This window comes from Arthrobacter sp. Y3223166, from assembly GCF_059090935.1.
This window is the reverse complement of record NZ_JBNHGE010000052.1, coordinates 1-17,931: the sequence shown is the minus strand read 5'-3', so window position 1 is coordinate 17,931 and position 17,931 is coordinate 1. Positions and strand designations below refer to the sequence as shown.

Genomic DNA, 17,931 nt, shown 5'->3' with positions numbered 1-17,931 from the left:
AACCGCGGCTGCTGAGCAGGGCCGCCCGACCGCGGCCGCCCTTAGTGGGCGGCCGCGGTGATCTGCGGGGCCAGATCCTCCGCCGGAGGGGTCCAGACCGCCGGATCCGCCGCGGCCTGGTCGCCGGAGCGAATGTCCTTGACCTCGTGGCTGAGGCTGCCGTCGTCGGCCACGGAGGTGAACCAGACGTAGGGGATGCCGCGGCGGTCCGCGTACTTGATCTGCTTGCCGAACTTGTCTGCCTTCGCGGCCACCTCCACGCTGATGCCGCGTGAACGCAGCTCCCCCGCCACGTCCTGGGCCTGCGACCAGCTGTCCTCGTTGGCCAGGGCGACCAGCACGGTCGTCGGCACCTGCCGGGACGCCACGGCGAACTCCTGTCCCAGGATCCGCATGACCAGCCGGGTCACGCCGATGGAGAGGCCGACGCCGGGAAAGGTCCGGTTGCCCTTGGCCGCCAGCGCGTCGTAACGGCCTCCGGAGCAGATGGATCCCAGCTGCTCATGGCCCACAAGGACGGTTTCGTAGACCGTGCCGGTGTAATAGTCCAGGCCGCGGGCGATGCTCAGGTCGGCCAGCACCTTGCCCGGGGCGCGCCGGTGCGCCTCGCCGATGACTTCCTCCAACTCGGCCAGGCCGGTGTCCAGCAGCTCGTGCCGGACTCCGAGCGCCCGCACCTGGTCCACGAAGGAGGTGTCCTCGGTGCGGATGGATGCCAGCTTCAGCGCGGCCTGCGCCTGTTCGTCGGTGGCGCCCAGTTCTTCCTGCAGCAGCGCGGCAACCTTCTCGGGACCGATCTTCTCCAGCTTGTCGATGCTGCGCAGTACCCCGGCGGTGTCGGTCAGCCCGATCCCGCGGTAGAAGCCCTCGGCCAGCTTCCGGTTGTTTACGCGCAGCTTGAACTCGGGGATGGGCAGCGCGCTGAGGGCCTCGACGATGACCAGCGCCAGCTCCACGTCGTAGCGGAAGGGCAGCTCGCCGTCGCCCACCACGTCGATGTCCGCCTGGGTGAACTCGCGGGCCCGGCCCTCCTGCGGACGCTCGCCCCGCCAGACCTTCTGGATCTGGTACCGGCGGAACGGGAAGGCCAAGTGGCCGGCGTTCTCCACGACGTAGCGGGCGAACGGGACCGTAAGGTCGAAATGCAGGGCCAGCTTGTCCTCGGACTTGCCCTCGGATTCGTCGGCCTGCAGGCGGTGCAGGCCGTAAACCTCTTTGTCGATCTCGCCCTTGCGCAGCAGCTGGGCCACGGTTTCGACGGCGCGGGTCTCGATGGAGGAGAAACCGTGCAGCTCAAACGTCCGGCGCAGGGAATCCAGAACATGCAGCTCCACAAGCCTCTCCTGCGGAAGCCATTCCGGGAAGCCTGACAGGGAGGCCTTGCGTGCCATACGGACCTATCTCCTAGTAGATGAGGGGTAAGGATGAGGCGGGTGCATTAAAGCCGGCGGCAGTGCTGCGGCACTGGATCGCTAGACTGGCTGCTGGACCAGTTTAAGGCCTGCCACGGCAGCGGAACCAAACGCGCTGCCGGGCGCCGCCCCGGCGCCGGGCGGAGTCTATTAGCGCAACGACCAGGAGGAGCTTTGGCCCGGAGCCGTCATGACCGCGAAACCCGGCGCCGCATTGCCCGGATGGAGGCCAAACGCGACCTGCGCCGGCAGCAGGCGGCGCGGCGCAAGCGCGACAACATCATCGGCGGCGCAGCCTTGGCGGCACTGGTAGTCGGCGGCGTGATCGTGCAGATGACCGTGTTCGCCTCGAACCCCACTCCGTCCGAGGTGGAACAGGTCCGCCGGGGCCTCGAAGACCCGCAAGGCGTCGCCTCGCCGCCGCCCTCCGCGAACGCGGCCGGCATCCCGTCGCCGGAGATCGCCGAGGGAAAGGTCTTCAACGGCACCATCGCCACGAACGAGGGCGATATCGGTGTGGAACTGGACGGCAACGTGGCGCCGCAGGCGGCAGCGGTCTTCAGCACCTTGGCCCGGGACGGTTTCTTCGAGGGCAAGACCTGCCACCGGCTCACCACCGCCGCCAGCATGGGCGTGCTGCAGTGCGGTTCCGTGGACGGGGCCGGCGGCGGCGATCCCGCATACCAGTGGGGCCCGGTGGAGAACACCCCCGAAGACGGCGTGTATCCGGCCGGCACAATCGCCGTCGCCCGCGGTGCCGATACCTACAGCAACGGGACGCAGTTCTTCATTGCGTGGAAAGATTCCACCATCCCGCAAGATACCGGCGGCTACACGATTATGGGTAAGGTAACCGAAGGGCTGGACGTCATCGAGCAGATCGCGGCCGGAGGCGTCGAGGATGCCGACAGCCAGGACGGCCCGCCTAAGATACCGGTAACAATAGAGTCGTTCACCCTCCAGTGAGCACCCCACCACGATGGTGCCGCTGAATACGCGGCCCCAGGCACAAGCGAAAGAGTTCTAGCGGTGACACCCAGTCAGCAATCCGACGAAGCAGCCCAGACCGCCCAGACCGAACAAGCCGCAAACGGTTTGGCAGCGGAACAGGTTCCGACCGACCAAACGGCAAACGGCTCGGCAGCCGGCCAGCCGCCTGCCGCAGAGGCGGCGCCGCAGGCCACCGAGGACGAGGCCCCGGCCGCGCCCTCCCCCAGTGCCCCGAAGCCGGCAGGCAAACCGGCCCCGAAGCCCGCCCCGGGCCGCAAGCCCACGCCGGCGGCCATGCCGGGAAAGATTGCTGCCGCTGCCCCCGCACAGCACGTCATCCCTGTTCCGGCGGTCGCCTCCACACCGCTGTCCGAGGCGTCCAAGTGGGCCCGCGTCACCGACGACGGCCACGTCTTCCTGCTTGTCGACGGGCAGGAACATCCGGTCGGACAGTACCCGGACGCCAGCAAGGACGAGGCGCTGGCCTACTTCGTGCGCAAGTATGACGACGTGGCGGCCCAGGCTGCCCTGCTGGAACAGCGGGTCGAAGCCAAGGCTCCCTCCAACGACATGCACAAGACCCTTGAGCATCTGAAGGCCCAGGTGGCCGAGCGGCACATGGTGGGCGACGTGCCCGCGCTCGAGTCCCGGCTGGCGAAACTTGGCTCAGCCATCAGCGAACTGCAGAAGGCCGAGAAGGCAAACCAGGAAGCCCAGCGAGCCGCAGAACTGGCGGCCCGCGAAGCCATCGTCGCCGCAGCCGAGGAGATCGCCGGCAAGGACCCGTCGTCGGTGCAGTGGAAAACCAGCAGCGCCCGCATGAACGAACTCTTCGACGCGTGGAAGGCCGCCCAGAAGAACGGCATCCGGCTGGGCCGCAGCACCGAGGACGCACTGTGGAAACGCTTCCGCTCGGCACGGACGGTCTTTGATCGGCACCGCCGCGCGTTCTTCAGCCAACTGGACAGCGACAACGCCGCGGCAAAGGCCGCCAAGGAAGCCCTGATCGCCCGGGCCGAAGAGCTTTCCACCTCCACGGACTGGGGCCACACCGCGGCCGAGTACCGGAAGCTGATGGACGATTGGAAGGCATCCAAGCGCGCCAGCCGCAAGGACGACGACGCGCTCTGGGCCAGGTTCCGGGCGGCGCAGGACAGGTTCTTCGCGGCACGCCAGGCCGCCAACGAGGCAATCGACCAGGAGTTCGCCGCCAACCTGGTGGTCAAGGAAGCGCTGGTCGCCGAGGCGCAGGCGCTGCTGCCAGTGACCGATCTGTCCGCAGCCAAGAAGGCCCTGCAGTCCATCCGTGATCGTTGGGAGGAAGCCGGCAAGGTTCCGCGCGGCGACATGCAGCGGATCGATGCCGGCCTGCGCAAGGTCGAGGATGCGGTCAAGGCCGCGGAGGACGATCACTGGCGCCGGACGAATCCGGAGACCAAGGCCCGCACCAACAGCGCCCTGTCCCAGCTCGAGTCGGCCATCGCCGGGCTCGAGGATGACCTGGCCCAGGCCGAAAAGGCCGGCGACCAGCGGCGGATCGCCAAGGCCCGGGAGGCCTTGGAGGCGCGCCGCCAGTGGCTCGACACGCTGCAGCGCTCAGCGGAGGACTTCTCCTAGAGGACCAAGCCCTACACAACCCGAGGGCCCCCGAACGGCTTTCCACAAGGCGTTCGGGGGCCCTTCGGCTGTCCCGGCCCGTTTGGCATGCTGTCTGCATGGCCCGTCTACATCCCGCCGCCACGGCGGCTGAACGTACCGCCCAGGCCGCGCCGGCGGTACTGCGGCCGGGGCATCCGTTCAGCCGCAGCGAACTTGAGTGCATGCGCCTGGAGGGCCTCTTAGTCAACGTCTACGGTCCGGGGTTTGCCTTGCCATGGGAGCCGATCACGCCCCGACACCGTGCGGCAGCCGCGTACTTCAGCCTGCCCGGGCATGTCCGCCGGAAAGTGGTGCTGGGGAGGATGACGGCGGCATGGGTCTACGGCTGCGCGCCGGCCCCGCAGAAACTCTCGGTGCTGCTGGACCACCGGCACAGGACCACGTCGCAGGGCAGGTATCGCCTTGCCCTGATCCACGAAGTGACACTTGGCCCCCTGGATACCGTGACCATCGGCGGGGTCCCGGTGAGCACGCCGCTGAGGACCGCACTGGACGTGGCCCTGCACGTTCCGGACCAAGAGGCCATCCCCGTGTTGCGGGCGCTGGCCGGGGCCAGCGGACTCGACTGCCCGCTGGACGCCGTCCGGCAGGCGGTGGAGGCGAGGCCGAGGCTGCCGGGCAAGGCCCGGGCCCTGCAGCGCCTGGACTCGGCGACGGGTACGGCCTGACGGCGGGAACGCTCCTGCGAGGCGGCCGCGGAGTGGCGTCCCACCGCGGGCGGGCGGATCAGCGGCGCTGGGACCCCGAGGTGCGGTACACGTCGTAGACGCCGTCGATGCGCCGGACCGCGCTGAGCACATGGCTGAGGTACTTCGGGTCGCCCATCTCGAAGGAGAACCGCGAGATCGCGAGCCGGTCGCTCGAGGTATGCACCGTGGCGGAGAGGATATTGACATGGTTCTCGGCGAGCACCCGGGTGACATCGGAGAGCAGGCTCTTGCGGTCCAGCGCCTCGACCTGGATCTCCACCAGGAACACGCTGGACTGGGTGGGCGCCCAGGCGACATCGACGATCCGGTCGGGGCTTTCGCGCAGTTCCGCCACGTTGCGGCAGTCGGACCGGTGCACCGACACCCCCGAGCCCCGGGTGACGAACCCGATGATGGGATCCGGCGGGACCGGGGTGCAGCACCGGGCCAGCTTGACCCAGACGTCGCCGACCCCCACGACGGTGACGCCGGAGTCCGGATGCTTCGGCCGCCTGACCGTCGTCGGGAGCGACGGCTCGGCCTCCTCGACCGCCTCGCGTCCGCCGAGCAGGCCGACCAAGTGCTCGATCACGTTCTGGGCGGACGTGTGGCCGTCGCCCACGGCGGCGTACAGCGCCGACACGTCGGCGTGGTGAAGTTCCTGCGCCACCGACATCAACGCGTCGTGCGTCATCATCTTCTGCAGCGGCAGGTTCTGCTTCCGCATGGCGCGGGTGAGCTGGTCCTTGCCCTTTTCGATCGCCTCTTCGCGGCGCTCCTTGGTGAACCATTGGCGGATCTTGTTCCGTGCCCGCGGGCTCTTGACGAAGCCCTGCCAATCCTGGCTGGGACCGGCGCCCTCCGCCTTGGAGGTGAAGATCTCCACCCAGTCGCCGTGGCTGAGTTCGCTGTTCAGCGGGACCAGCTTGCCGTTGACCCGCGCACCGATGGTGCGGTGGCCGACCTCGGTGTGCACGGCATAGGCGAAGTCCACCGGCGTTGATCCTGCCGGCAGCGCCATGACTTCGCCCTTGGGCGTGAAGACGAAGACTTCCTTGGCGTTGATTTCGAACCGGAGGGAGTCCAGGAACTCGGCGGGGTCGCTGGTCTCCTGCTGCCAGTCGACCAGGCTGCGCAGCCAGCCCATGTCACCGCCGTCGGCCGTCCCGCCGCGGGCGATGTCCTTGTACTTCCAGTGGGCCGCGACGCCGTACTCGGCGCGGCGGTGCATCTCGTGGGTGCGGATCTGGATTTCCACCGGCTTGCCGCCCGGGCCGATCACCGTGGTGTGCAGCGACTGGTACATGTTGAACTTGGGCATGGCGATGTAGTCTTTGAACCGGCCGGGCAGCGGGTTCCAGCGCGCATGCAGGGCACCGAGTGCCGCGTAGCAGTCGCGGACCGTATCCACCAGTACCCGGATGCCCATCAGGTCGTGGATGTCGTCGAAGTCCTTACCCCGCACGATCATCTTCTGGTAGATGGAGTAGTAGTGCTTGGGCCGGCCGGTAATCGTGGCCTTGATCTTCACGGCGCGCAGGTCGTCGCCGATCTTGGTGCGCAGCGTCGTCAGGTACTTCTCCCGTTCGGGGGTGCGCTCCCCCACCATCCGCACGATCTCTTCGTAGACCTTCGGGTGCAGGGCCGCGAAGGAGAGATCTTCAAGCTCCCACTTGATGGTGTTCATGCCCAGCCGGTGCGCCAACGGGGCGAAGATCTCCAGGGTTTCGCGCGCCTTCTTCGCCGACGACTCCGGCGAGACAAAGCGCCAGGTCCGGGCGTTGTGCAACCGGTCGGCCAGCTTGATCACCAGGACGCGGATGTCCTTGGCCATCGCCACGACCATCTTGCGCACGGTCTCGGACTGGGCCGCGTCGCCGAACTGCACCTTGTCCAGCTTGGTGACGCCGTCCACCAGCATCGCAATCTCCGGACCGAACTCCGCCTTCAGGTCGGCGAGCGTGTACTCGGTGTCTTCGACGGTGTCGTGCAGCAGGGCGGCGGCCAGCGTCGTGCCCGTCATGCCCAGTTCCGCGAGGATCGTGGCCACAGCCACCGGGTGGGTGATGTACGGGTCGCCGCTCTTGCGTTTCTGCCCGCGGTGGCTGCGCTCAGCCACCACGAAGGCGCGGTGGATCAGGTCGAAGTCCTCGCGCGGGTTGTTGGCCCGGACGGTGCGCAGCAGCGGCTCCAGGATGGGCGAGTAGCTGGTCCCGCCCCGGCCGGCCAGCCGGGCAAGCCGGGACATCGTCCGTTCCCGGCGCCCCGGGAAGGCATGGCGGACCGGTGCGTTGCCCGGGACTTCGGCGGCCGCGGGCACCACAGAAGGACCAGGATCCGGTGTCACACCGGCGTCACTGGCCTGGTCTGTCGACCTGAGGTGTTCGGCCAATCCTTCCCGCCTTCCCGATGAGTCCTGGAACCGACGCTACAGCCCGCAAGGCAGCGGCGCACAGCCCAGCACTGTTCCGCAAACCATTCTATGCTCGTCCGGCGGCCCGGTCGTTCCGGTGCGGCATCACCCGACGGGGGCGGCCTCGGTGCGGCGCCGTTCTTCCACCTTCTTGGCCTGCTTGAGCAGCGCCGGTTCCTTGGCCCGGAGCCGCGCATACATCGGCGCCGCAATGAAGATTGTGGTGGCGGTGCCGATGATGATGCCGATGAACAGTGCCAGGGACACGTCCTTCAACGTGCCGGCGCCGAGCAGGAACGCGCCGATGAACAAGATGGCGGCGACCGGCAGGACGGCGACCACGGAGGTGTTGATGGACCGGACCAGAGTCTGGTTCACGGCGAGATTGACCTCCTCCGCGAAGGTCCTCCTGGTGGACTTGTCCAGGTCTTCCGTGTTCTCGCGGATCTTGTCGAAGACCACCACCGTGTCGTACAGCGAGTACCCCAAAATGGTCAGGAAGCCGATGATCGCCGAGGGCGTCACCTCGAAGTCGCTCAGCGAATAGATGCCGGCGGTCACGATGAGCACCACCACCAGGCCGCTGAGCGCGGCGACGGACATCTTCCAGGTCCGGAAGTACAACGCCATCATGATCGCCGCCAGCACAACGAACACCACCAGGCCCCAGATCGCCTGCCGGGTGACGTCCGCACCCCAGGTGGGACCGACATACGAGGACGTCACCTCGTCTGACTCGACGTCGTAGGCTTCGACGAGGGCGTCGCGCAGTTCCAGGGTCTGGTCGTCGTCCAGCCGCTCGGTCTGGATCCGCATGGTCCCCGGGGCGATGTTCGTCACCCGGGGATCGGCATCCGCCGCGACTTGGGCCACGGCCGCCTCGCCGGGGCCGACGTCGGTGTTTTCCACGTTGGACACGGTGAACTCGGAGCCGCCGCGGAAGTCGATGCCCAGGTTGAACCCGCCCTTGACGAACGGCACCACGATGGACAGGAGGATCGCGGCGGCGGCAATGCCGAACCAGAGCCTGTACTTGGAGACAAAGTCGTAGGAGCGCTTGCCGGTGTAGAGATCGTTGCCCCACTTAGCAAAGTTGGCCATTTAGTTGCTCTCCTTGTCGGACCCGCGGCCCGCGCCGCTGGTGGCGCGCTGCTTCTCGGCCGCCCGGCGTTCGGCGATGGTCTGGCGGCGGTCGGCTTCGGCAGCCGCCGCGGCGTTCTTGGCCCGCACCGGCACCTTGCGTTCGCCGGGCTGGCGGATCCGGCCCGCCCCGCGGTACAGCGGCACCGCGTCCAGCAGGCGCGGATCCAGGCCGGAGAAGCGGTGGCCCTCGCCGAAGAACTTGGTGCGTGCCAGCAGCTGCATGGTCGGGTGCGTGAACATGAAGACCACCAGGAGGTCGGCCACCGCGGTCAGGCCCAGCGTAAAGGCAAAACCGCGCACGTTGCCCACCGCCACGAAGTAGAGCACGACGGCGGCCAGCAGGTTGACCGCCTTGGAAGCCAGCACGGTTTGCCGTGCACGCTTCCAGCCGTTGTCCACGGCCGAGACCAGGCCCCGGCCCTCGCGCAGTTCGTCGCGGATGCGTTCGAAGTAGACGATGAACGAGTCGGCGGTCTGGCCGATCGCCACGATGAGGCCGGCGACCCCGGCCAACGACAGCCGGTAGTTTTCGGTCCAGCCCAGGATCGCGATCGCCAGATACGTCAAAATGCCGGCCACCACCAGCGACGCGATGGTCACCAGGCCGAGCATGCGGTACTGGAAGATCGAGTAGGCGGCGACCAGCGCCAGGCCGATGAGCCCGGCGATCAGGCCCATCCGCAACTGGTCGGCGCCCAGGGTGGCGGAAATCTGCTGCTCGCTCTGGATCTCGAAGCTGATCGGCAGCGCGCCGTACTTCAGCTGCTCGGAGAGCACACGGGCCGATTCCTCCGTGAAGTTGCCGGTGATCTGCGGCTTGCCGTCGGGGATGACCGCGTTGGTCGTGGGAGCGGAAATCACCTCGCCGTCCAGCACGATGGCGAACTGGTTCTGGGCGCCGGAGAGTCCGAACAGCCGTTCGGTCACTTCCTTGAAGGTTGCGGTTCCCTCGCTGTTGAACTCGATGTTCACCGCCCACTGGTTCAGCGTCTGTCCCTGGGTGCCGCGCACCTGGCCAAAGCTGGAGTCGGCGATGTCCGTGCCGGGCACCTCCACCGGGCCCAGGATGTACTTCATGCCGGTATCCGGTTCGCAGGCGACCGTCGGCTTGGCCGGGTCGGCCGGCTCGGTCTCCTCTGCGGCCGCGGCCGGGTCAAGGCACTCCAGCGCCTCGAACTCCTGGTAGAGCTCCGGGGTGATCCAGTTCAAGTCGCTGGCGTTCTTCGGTTCGGCCGCCGGTTTCGGAAGGTCCGCTTCGGGCGTCCGCTCCTCCTCCGGAACGGCGGAACCCGGCGCAACGGTGAGCACCGGGCGGAATTCCATGGCGGCCGACGCCTGGATCAGTTCGCGGGTCCGCTGGTCCGGAACACCGGGCAGGCTGACCACCACGTTGCGGCCGGACTGCGTGGTGATCTCGGCTTCCGCCACGCCGGAGCCGTCGACGCGCTGGCGGATGATCTCCACGGCCTGGTTGAGCTGCTCGGCGGTGATCTCGCCCCCGCCGCCCTGGACCTGCGGAGCCAGGATCATCTGGGTGCCGCCCTCAAGGTCGAGCGCCAGCTTGGGCGCCCAGCTTGCCTGGCCGGTGAATACACCGCTGCCCAGGATGACGGTGCCGGCGGCCAGGAGCACACCGAGCCAGATAAGTGTCCGCCGCGCAATGCTGGTGGAACCGGATCGTGCCATGGAAGATCTTTCTCTCATCGGCTCAGTCGGCCGGAGGAACCGGCCGGTACATGGCGAAGTGGCGGGGCATGCCCCGCCACTGCACGCCTATACGGCTAAGCCGTCGCTGGCCTACTTGGTGTCTTTGTTCTGCTCTTCGTTGAGCCGCTTAAGGGTGTCCTCGGCGGATTCCTCCGGGCGGGTAGCGCTTTCCGCGGTGAGGGACGAGGCGTCGTCGGGAACCTCGGGGGCCTCCGGTGTCACGACTTCGTTCACCGCCTGGGTGTGCACGGTGGCGGTGTTGCCCGGCGACAGTTCAAGGACCACCTTGTTGTTGTCGGGGTCGAGGGAAACGACGGTGCCGAAGAGGCCGAACTGAGTCATCACCTCGGTGCCCGGCACCATCTGCTCCTTGATGCGCTCGGCCTTTTCGCGCATCTGCGCCTGGACCTTCTTCTGCTTGCGGAACATGAAGAAGATCAACAGCGCGAAAACGGCGAACAGGGCGATGGTCATCACGTCGATGCCGCCCGACTGCTGCTGGGGAGTGGTGCCGGTGAAGAGATTTACGAACACAGGGAAGTTCCGTCCTAGAAGTCTGGAGCGGACCGGTAGGAAAATCCGGACCGTGTACGCAGCCTGCCGCGTCCCGTGGGGGACGGCGCACTCCGCACGTTCCTACCATTCTACGCGGTGACCGCCCTGACACGGTCAAGCTTCAGTTTTCGGCGAAATCCGTGTCCGGCTCCAGCAGTTCCGAGAGCAGGTCTTCGGTCTGTCCCGCGGTCAGGTGATCCGGCACCGCCAGCCCCAGGTGTTGCCAGGCCGCGGCGGTGGCGATCCGTCCGCGCGGCGTCCGGCCGAGCAGCCCTTCGCGGACCAAGTAGGGCTCGGCTACCGTCTCCACCGTCTCGGTTTCCTCGCCGACGGCTATGGCCAGGGTGGATAAACCGACGGGCCCGCCGCCGAACTTGGTGATCAGGGCGGTGAGCACCGCCCGGTCCAGCCGGTCCAGTCCCCGTTCGTCGACTTCGTACATATCGAGCGCCGCCGCTGCCGCACGCGCATCGATCTCCTCGATCTTGTGCACAAGGGCCCAGTCCCGCACCCGGCGCAGCAGACGGTTGGCGATGCGGGGCGTGCCGCGGGAGCGCCCGGCGATCTCGGCGAAACCGGCCGAACTGACCTTGAGGTCCAGCAGCATGGCCGAGCGGCGGAGCACCAGCTCAAGCTCCGCGACGGCGTAGAACTCCAAGTGCCCGGTGAAGCCGAACCGGTCGCGCAGCGGCCCCGGCAGCAGCCCGGCCCTCGTCGTGGCCCCGACGAGGGTGAACGGCGGCAGGTCGAGCGGGATGGCGGTGGCGCCGGCGCCCTTGCCCACCACGATGTCCACCCGGAAGTCCTCCATCGCCATGTAGAGCATTTCCTCTGCCGGCCGCGACATCCGGTGGATCTCATCCAGGAAGAAGATCTCCCCTTCGGTCAGCGACGACAGGATCGCCGCCAGGTCGCCCGCGTGCTGGATCGCCGGTCCGGAGCTGATGCGCAGCGGCGCGTTCATTTCCGCGGCGATGATCATCGCCAGCGTGGTCTTGCCCAGTCCGGGCGGGCCGGACAGCAGGACATGGTCGGCTGTCCGTTCGCGGATCCGGGACGCCTCCAGCACCAGCGACAGCTGCTGGCGGACCCGGGCCTGGCCCACGAAATCGTCCAGGTTCTTGGGCCGCAGCGCCGATTCGATCGCCCGTTCTTCGGTTTCCGACGTGTTGGCGACCAGCCGGTTGTTCTCGGAATCCTCCGCCACGCTAGTTCACTCCCGCGGTCCGCCGGGACGCGCCGGTCCGGGCGCCGTCCTGGCCGAGCCTGCGCAGGGTCAGCCGCAGCAAGTCGCCCACGTTGCCTGCCGCTGCCGCCTCCGGATTTTCCTCGGCGGTGGTGTCCACCGCCGCGGCGGCGTCCTTCTCGGACCAGCCCAGGCCGGCCAGTGCCTCCTGCACCTGTCCCTTCCAGCCGCCCTTTTGCTGGGGGGCCTGCTCGCCGGTGGGGATCAGCTTCCCGGCCAGCTCGAGCACGATCCGGCCGGCGAGCTTCGGCCCGATACCCGGAACCTTGGTGAACGCCTTGCTGTCCCCCTCCGCGGCGGCAACCCTCAGCGCCTCGGGCGAGTGCACCGACAGCGCAGCCAGGCCCAGCCTCGGGCCGACCCCGCTGACCGAGATGAGGGTTTCAAAAACTTCCCGTTGCGCTGCGTCCTCGAAGCCGAACAGCGTCATGGAGTCTTCGCGCACAATCATGGTGGTGGCCAGTTCGGCCTCCCGCCCCACGAACAGCGTGCCCAGGGTCTGCGGCGTCGCCTGGACGAGCATGCCGAATCCGTTGACGTCGATCACGGCCGATTGCAATCCCACGTGGGCGACGACGCCGCGCAACGAGCTAATCATGAACTCAACTCCCAATTCCGGCACTGCGGCCCGGAGTCCGCGCCGCGGGCAGCACGGCGGCGGATTGTCCGAACATATCTACGAATAGCTTACGGGGCAGCACGGACATTGCCGGCCACCGCCACACCGTGGCACCGGTTCCGGCGGCCGCCGCCGGCCCCACGTTAGCGGCGGGTGCGCTTGGCCTTCGCTTCGGCCTCCGCCCAGAGCCGCTGCGCCGTCGTCATCCCGCCGCCGGCAGCCGGTCTCGCAGCTCCGCCGCGCCAGGCATGGGTGATCGCCAGCGCCAGGGCGTCCGCGGCATCGGCCGGGCGCGGCGGGGTGTCCAGCCGAAGGATCCGGGTCACCATCTTGGTCACGGCGGCTTTGTCCGCCTGCCCGTTGCCGGTGACCGCCGCTTTCACCTCGGTGGGCGTGTGCAGCGCGACGGCGATCCCGCGCCGTGCCGCCGCCGCGATGACCACCCCGGACGCCTGCGCGGTGCCCATCACGGTACTGACATTGGTCTGGCTGAAGACGCGTTCGACGGCGAGCACGTCCGGGGTGTGCGCGTCGAGCCATTCGTCGATCGCGTCGGCAATCTTCAGCAGGCGCAGCTCCAGCGCCATGTCCGGGGTGGTCCCCACCACACCGACGTCCACGAGGGAGGAGCGCCGGTTCGGTTCAACATCGACCACGCCCAGGCCGCAGCGGGTCAGGCCCGGGTCCACTCCCAGCACGCGCATGGCGGGCGCCGACGGCCGGACCGGTGTCAGTCGTTCTCGATTTCGGCGAGGACGTCCGCGCTGATGTCGGCGTTGGAGTAGACGTTCTGGACGTCGTCCAGGTCCTCGAGGGCATCCACCAGCTTCATGAACTTCCGGGCCGCGTCCGCGTCGAGCTCCACGGCCATCGAGGACACGAACTCGATCTCGTCGGTTTCGTATTCGATGCCGGCCTCTTCCAGTGCGGCCACGACGGCGCGCAGGTCCGTGGGATCGGCGTGGACCTCGAAGTTGTCGCCCTGCTCCTTGACTTCCTCCGCGCCGGCTTCGAGCACCGCCATCAGAAGGTCGTCTTCCGTGAGTTCGTTCCTGGGCAGGGACACCACGCCCTTGCGGGAGAACATGTAGGACACCGACCCCGGGTCGGCAATGGTGCCGCCGTTGCGGGTGATGGCCAGGCGAACCTCCGAGGCGGCCCGGTTCTTGTTGTCGGTGAGGCACTCGATCAGCACAGCGGAGCCCTGCGGCCCGCGGGCCTCGTAGATGATTTCGCTGTAGTCCACCGTTTCGCCGGTCAGGCCGGCACCGCGCTTGACCGCGCGGTCGATGTTGTCGTTGGGAACCGAGGTCTTCTTGGCCTTTTGGACGGCCAGTTCCAGCGCGGGGTTGCCGGACATGTCCGCTCCCCCGTTGCGCGCCGCTACCTCAATGTTCTTGATCAGCTTCGCGAACGACTTGGCACGCCTGGCGTCGATCACGGCCTTCTTGTGCTTGGTGGTTGCCCACTTGGAGTGTCCGGCCATGCTTACGCCTCTCCTCTGACGATGCGGATGAAAAGTTCGTGGATGCGGCGCTCCCCCGTAATCTCCGGGTGGAAGGATGTCGCCAGCAGATGCCGCGAACGCACTGCCACTATTCTAGCTGTCCCGTGCAAAGTGTCGGTGTGGGAGGCCTCCTCCGGCTGCACGGCAGCCAGGACCTCCACGCCCTTGCCCACGCGTTCCACCCAGGGCGCACGGATGAACACGGCGTGGACCGGCGCCGGGTCCTGGCCGGGAGACGCCGCGCTGAACTCCAGGCCCCGGAAGTCCAGCTCGGACTCGAACGATTCGCGCTGCCGGCCGAAGGCGTTCCGACGCACCGTTATATCCAGGCCGCCCAGCGTCTGCTGCGGTTCGCCCTTCAGGTCGGTGGCCGGGTCTGCAATCTCCCGGGCCAGCATGATCATGCCCGCGCACGAACCGTAGACCGGCATGCCCGCCTCGATCCGCCCCTTCAGCGGATCGGCCAGCTCAAAGATGCGGGTGAGCTTGTCGATAGTCGTGGATTCACCGCCGGGGATGACCAGGCCGTCCACGGCCGCCAGTTCCGCAGGCCGGCGCACCGGCACCGCCGTGGCGCCGCTGTGCTCCAGGACGGATAGATGTTCGCGGACATCGCCCTGCAGGGCAAGCACACCAATCGTGACCACGGTGACAGTTCCTCGGAGTTCGCATCGGGGCCGCCTCAGTGGCGGCCGTACGGAAAAACAGTAGTGCCAACCGGTCCGGCGGTGTTAAACGGTGCCCCCTCCCCTGTGGTGACCGACACTGTTCGGCCCGGGCCGACGGCGCCGGGGCACGGCGGCTTGTATAGTCTCTACTCATGCGACACCTCCTTGCGACCGTTGCCGGAAAGGCCGTAAAGGCGGTAGCCAGGCTCCGCGGCGGCGGTTCCGCACTGCCCGGCCTGGTGGCCGAAAAAATCGATCCGCAGTTCCTGCCGCGCACGCTCGGCGAGCTGCCGCGCGGCGTCGTGGTAATCAGCGGGACGAACGGCAAAACCACTACCACCAAGATGGTGGTGGAGCTGCTGCAGGGGCAGGGCCTGAAGGTGTTCACGAACCGGACGGGCAGCAACTTCACCCGCGGCGTGGTCGCTGCCGTGCTGGGCGACTCCGACGCCCGGGGCCGGCTTAACGCGGACATTGCCGTGTTGGAGCTGGACGAGGCCCACGCGGTTCACTTCGTCAAACTGGTGGCCCCGCGCTACAGCCTGCTGCTCAACGTCATGCGCGACCAGCTGGACCGCTTTGGCGAAATCGAAACGACCGCGGGTTTCCTCCGGCAGATCGCCGCGGCGACGACCGAGGCAGTGGTATTGAACCGGGAAGACCCGCGCATCGCGGCGCTGGCGGGCGCCGTGGCCGCGCCGCGGGTCGAATACTTCGGCCTGGCGCCGCAGCTGCGCCACATGTTTCCGCACGACGACGAAATGCGGTCCGCCGCCTCCGCCGGCCCATCCGGCGACACCGCCGCCGCCGACGGCGGCCGGCCGAGCGCCGACGTCGTGCTCTCGGCCTGTGAAGGGGCCGCCGCAACCTTCCAGCTGGACGGCCGTGAGCTCGAGGTCGAGCTGAAGCTGACCGGCGTCTACAACGTGTTCAACGCCGCCGCGGCGTTGGTGCTGGCGCGGACCGTGTTGGGCCCCGCGGTGGACGAGCCGGCGCTGCTGGCCTCGCTGGAGAACGTGACGCCGGCCTTCGGCCGCGGCGAATCGCTGACCGTCAACGGCCAGCCGCTGGACCTGGTGCTGGTGAAGAACCCGGCCGGTTTCCGGCTGGCCCTGAAGTCCTTCCCCGCCGCCGGCTACCGGACGATGATCGCCATTAACGACAACTACGCGGACGGGCGGGACATGTCCTGGCTGTGGGACGTCGACTTCGATTCGCTGCGGGACACCGGCGTAGCCGTGGTCTCCGGGGTCCGGGCGCGCGACATGGGGCTGCGCCTTTTCTACGAGGACGTTCCGGTAGGCCGGGTGGACACGGACCTCAATGCCTCCCTGCAGCGGTTCATTGCGGGCGGTCCGGAGACGCCCAAGCGCATCTACTGCACCTACACCGCCATGCTGGCGCTGCGCCGCGAGCTCGGCAAACTGACCGAAGTGGAAGTGGTCTCCTGATGGACGCTCCTGTTATCGACCTGCTCCAGCTCTACCCGCGGGACATGAACATCTACGGCGACTGGGGGAATGTCCTGGTGCTGCGCAAGCGCCTGGAGCTGCGCGGCTACGACGTCCGGCTGCACGAGTACAACCCCGGCGACGCGTTCCCCGAGCAGGTGGACCTGATCGTGGGCGGCGGCGGCCAGGACTCCGGCCAGAACAAGATCCAGGCCGACCTGCTGGCCCAGGGCGGCCGGCTGCGGGAGCTGGCCGAGGACGGCCTGCCGATGCTGGCGGTCTGCGGCCTCTACCAGCTGTTCGGCCACCGGTTCACCACCCACACCGGCGAGGTCATCACCGGCATCGGGCTGCTCGATGCCGAAACCGTGGGCGGGCCCACCCGGTTGATCGGCAACACCGTGCTCGAAAGCGGCGAGTTCGGCACGGTTATCGGGTACGAGAACCACAGCGGACTGACCACCCTCGGCAGCGATGTCCGGCCGTTGGGACGGGTCACCAAGGGCCAGGGCAACAACGGCACCGACGGCACCGAGGGAGCCCGCTACCGGAACATCATTGCCACCTACCTGCACGGTTCCCTGCTGCCCAAGAACCCGGCCGTGGCCGACTACCTGATCCGCCACGCCGTCGAGCGGCGCTACGGCAGCTTCAACGACGTGCCGCTGGACATTCCGCATGAGGCCGAAGCCCGCGCCGACGCGGCGGCCCGTCCGCGCTGACGCCGGACGGCCGCTGACGCTTGGCAGACAGTGACGCCAGGCCGTCGCTAAGCCAGTCCGGGCGACGGGCCGCGGCGTCAATCGCCGCTGAGCAGCCACTCGCGGGCGACGTCCGTCGGGGCTCCCATGGACTCGACGGTCGCCTTGGTCCGTAGCCGGCTGGCCGCGTCCGCCTGTTCGGACACGCACCAGTCCCCGGACTTCGCGGCTGCCGCCAGCGCATCCGCTGCCACCGGGCACCAGCGGTGCCCGGGTCCGTCGAACGTGGCCGGCAGCCAGTCCAGCCCCGCCACCTCCCAGGCGCCGTCGTCGCCGGCCTGGCTGAACCGGGCCCGGACCATCATCCCCTCGGTGTTGAGGATGTTCGGGGTTGCATGCGCGGCGAGGGTGTTGCCCAGCCCGTAGACGATCCAGGTGCCGTCGTGGCGCTCAATCGGCTGGACGGAGTGGCTGTGGTGCCCGTACACCAAGGAGAACTCGCCGCTGTCGGCCAACGCGTGGGCAACCTCCTGCTGTTGCGGGCTGGCGTAGGCGGTGTATTCGTCCCCGGCATGCACCGCTCCCAAGACGATGTCCGCGCCCTGCGCCCGGGCCTTCCTGGCCTTGGCGATCATCGCCGGGGGATCCAGCACGTCCACCTGCCAGGGCCGGTCCGGCTCCAGCCCGTTCAGCGAGAAGGTGCCGGTGATGACCGCGATCCGCGCGGCCGGGGTGTCCAGAACCAGTACCTCCTCGGCCTCGGCCGCACTGGCGTAGGTGCCGGTGTGTTCCAGGCCGCGCGCGTCCAGCGCCTCCAGGGTCCGTTCCAGGCCGGCGGTGCCGTGGTCGAACGCGTGGTTGCTGGCGGTGGTGCAGGCGTCGTAGCCCACGGCGGCGGCGGCGTCGAGGATCTGCGGCGGCGCGTTGAACGCCGGGTAGCCGGAGTACGGTCCGTCGTCACCGGCCAGCGGGGTTTCCAGCTGGCAGACGGCGAGGTCGGCGGTGTCCAGGTATTGCTCCTGGGCCGCCAACATCGGCTCGAAGTCCAGGGCCCCTTGCCCGGTCCGCCGGGCGTCGGCGGCCGCCTGCTCCCAGAGCGGCTCGTGCAGCAGCAGGTCGCCGGTGAGGGCCACGGTGGCGCAGCGGATTCCCGGGCACGCCGGGCCCGCGC

Annotated in this window: 16 protein-coding genes; 5 read left to right on the top strand and 11 right to left on the bottom strand. The window is 68.3% G+C overall.

Going from position 1 to position 17,931, the window contains the following annotated elements:
- Positions 1 to 41: 41 nt before the first annotated feature.
- Positions 42 to 1,391, bottom strand: a complete 1,350-nt coding sequence (gene hisS / locus AC5RUH_RS15315; RefSeq protein WP_494014060.1) for a histidine--tRNA ligase — start codon at positions 1,389 to 1,391, stop codon at positions 42 to 44.
- Positions 1,392 to 1,586: 195 nt separating this feature from the next.
- Between hisS and AC5RUH_RS15310 the strand changes: the two genes are divergently transcribed.
- From AC5RUH_RS15310 to AC5RUH_RS15300, 3 genes are all read left to right on the top strand, one after another.
- Positions 1,587 to 2,378 carry a peptidylprolyl isomerase gene (locus tag AC5RUH_RS15310; protein ID WP_494073871.1) on the top strand — a complete coding sequence of 264 codons (792 nt, stop codon included), beginning with the start codon at positions 1,587 to 1,589 and terminating at the stop codon, positions 2,376 to 2,378.
- Positions 2,379 to 2,441: 63 nt separating this feature from the next.
- The gene (locus tag AC5RUH_RS15305) at positions 2,442 to 4,019 is read left to right on the top strand and encodes a DUF349 domain-containing protein (protein ID WP_494128998.1); all 1,578 of its coding nucleotides are present in this window, start codon (positions 2,442 to 2,444) and stop codon (positions 4,017 to 4,019) included.
- Positions 4,020 to 4,117: 98 nt separating this feature from the next.
- Positions 4,118 to 4,729, top strand: a complete 612-nt coding sequence (locus AC5RUH_RS15300; protein ID WP_494073869.1) for a type IV toxin-antitoxin system AbiEi family antitoxin — start codon at positions 4,118 to 4,120, stop codon at positions 4,727 to 4,729.
- Positions 4,730 to 4,787: 58 nt separating this feature from the next.
- Here the strand turns inward: AC5RUH_RS15300 and AC5RUH_RS15295 are convergent, their stop codons facing one another.
- The 9 genes from AC5RUH_RS15295 to pdxT all read right to left on the bottom strand — a co-directional run bounded on the left by AC5RUH_RS15295 (position 4,788) and on the right by pdxT (position 14,626).
- On the bottom strand, positions 4,788 to 6,998 hold the full coding sequence (locus AC5RUH_RS15295; protein ID WP_494014064.1) for a RelA/SpoT family protein: 2,211 nt from the start codon (positions 6,996 to 6,998) through the stop codon (positions 4,788 to 4,790).
- A 270-nt stretch (positions 6,999 to 7,268) separates the two neighbouring features.
- Positions 7,269 to 8,264, bottom strand: coding sequence for a protein translocase subunit SecF (gene secF / locus AC5RUH_RS15290; protein WP_494023015.1), 996 nt, complete (start codon positions 8,262 to 8,264; stop codon positions 7,269 to 7,271).
- Complete coding sequence (gene secD / locus AC5RUH_RS15285; RefSeq protein WP_493999824.1) at positions 8,265 to 9,992, bottom strand: protein translocase subunit SecD; 1,728 nt, start codon at positions 9,990 to 9,992, stop codon at positions 8,265 to 8,267.
- 111 nt (positions 9,993 to 10,103) lie between these two features.
- On the bottom strand, positions 10,104 to 10,547 hold the full coding sequence (yajC, locus tag AC5RUH_RS15280; protein ID WP_494023013.1) for a preprotein translocase subunit YajC: 444 nt from the start codon (positions 10,545 to 10,547) through the stop codon (positions 10,104 to 10,106).
- Positions 10,548 to 10,689: 142 nt separating this feature from the next.
- On the bottom strand, positions 10,690 to 11,748 hold the full coding sequence (ruvB, locus tag AC5RUH_RS15275) for a Holliday junction branch migration DNA helicase RuvB (RefSeq protein WP_494128999.1): 1,059 nt from the start codon (positions 11,746 to 11,748) through the stop codon (positions 10,690 to 10,692).
- 28 nt (positions 11,749 to 11,776) lie between these two features.
- Entirely contained in the window at positions 11,777 to 12,412 is a 636-nt protein-coding gene (gene ruvA / locus AC5RUH_RS15270; protein WP_494014068.1) for a Holliday junction branch migration protein RuvA, read from the bottom strand.
- 164 nt (positions 12,413 to 12,576) lie between these two features.
- On the bottom strand, positions 12,577 to 13,137 hold the full coding sequence (ruvC, locus tag AC5RUH_RS15265) for a crossover junction endodeoxyribonuclease RuvC (RefSeq protein WP_493999827.1): 561 nt from the start codon (positions 13,135 to 13,137) through the stop codon (positions 12,577 to 12,579).
- A 26-nt stretch (positions 13,138 to 13,163) separates the two neighbouring features.
- On the bottom strand, positions 13,164 to 13,919 hold the full coding sequence (locus AC5RUH_RS15260) for a YebC/PmpR family DNA-binding transcriptional regulator (RefSeq protein ID WP_493999828.1): 756 nt from the start codon (positions 13,917 to 13,919) through the stop codon (positions 13,164 to 13,166).
- A 2-nt stretch (positions 13,920 to 13,921) separates the two neighbouring features.
- Complete coding sequence (pdxT, locus tag AC5RUH_RS15255; protein WP_494073891.1) at positions 13,922 to 14,626, bottom strand: pyridoxal 5'-phosphate synthase glutaminase subunit PdxT; 705 nt, start codon at positions 14,624 to 14,626, stop codon at positions 13,922 to 13,924.
- Between the two features lie 134 nt (positions 14,627 to 14,760).
- Here pdxT and AC5RUH_RS15250 point away from each other — a divergent pair, with 134 nt between their 5' ends.
- Together AC5RUH_RS15250 and AC5RUH_RS15245 are read left to right on the top strand one after the other, a co-directional pair.
- Positions 14,761 to 16,059 (top strand): MurT ligase domain-containing protein, encoded by a 1,299-nt coding sequence (locus tag AC5RUH_RS15250; protein WP_494128997.1) that lies wholly within the window; start codon positions 14,761 to 14,763, stop codon positions 16,057 to 16,059.
- Positions 16,059 to 16,781: a type 1 glutamine amidotransferase gene (locus tag AC5RUH_RS15245; RefSeq protein WP_494128996.1), complete on the top strand. Its 723-nt coding sequence runs from the start codon at positions 16,059 to 16,061 to the stop codon at positions 16,779 to 16,781. Before AC5RUH_RS15250 ends, AC5RUH_RS15245 begins: the two co-directional genes overlap by 1 nt.
- A gap of 77 nt (positions 16,782 to 16,858) precedes the next feature.
- Here AC5RUH_RS15245 and AC5RUH_RS15240 read toward each other — a convergent pair.
- Positions 16,859 to 17,931: CapA family protein (locus AC5RUH_RS15240; RefSeq protein WP_494128995.1), on the bottom strand; the 1,073-nt coding region annotated here is incomplete at its 5' end.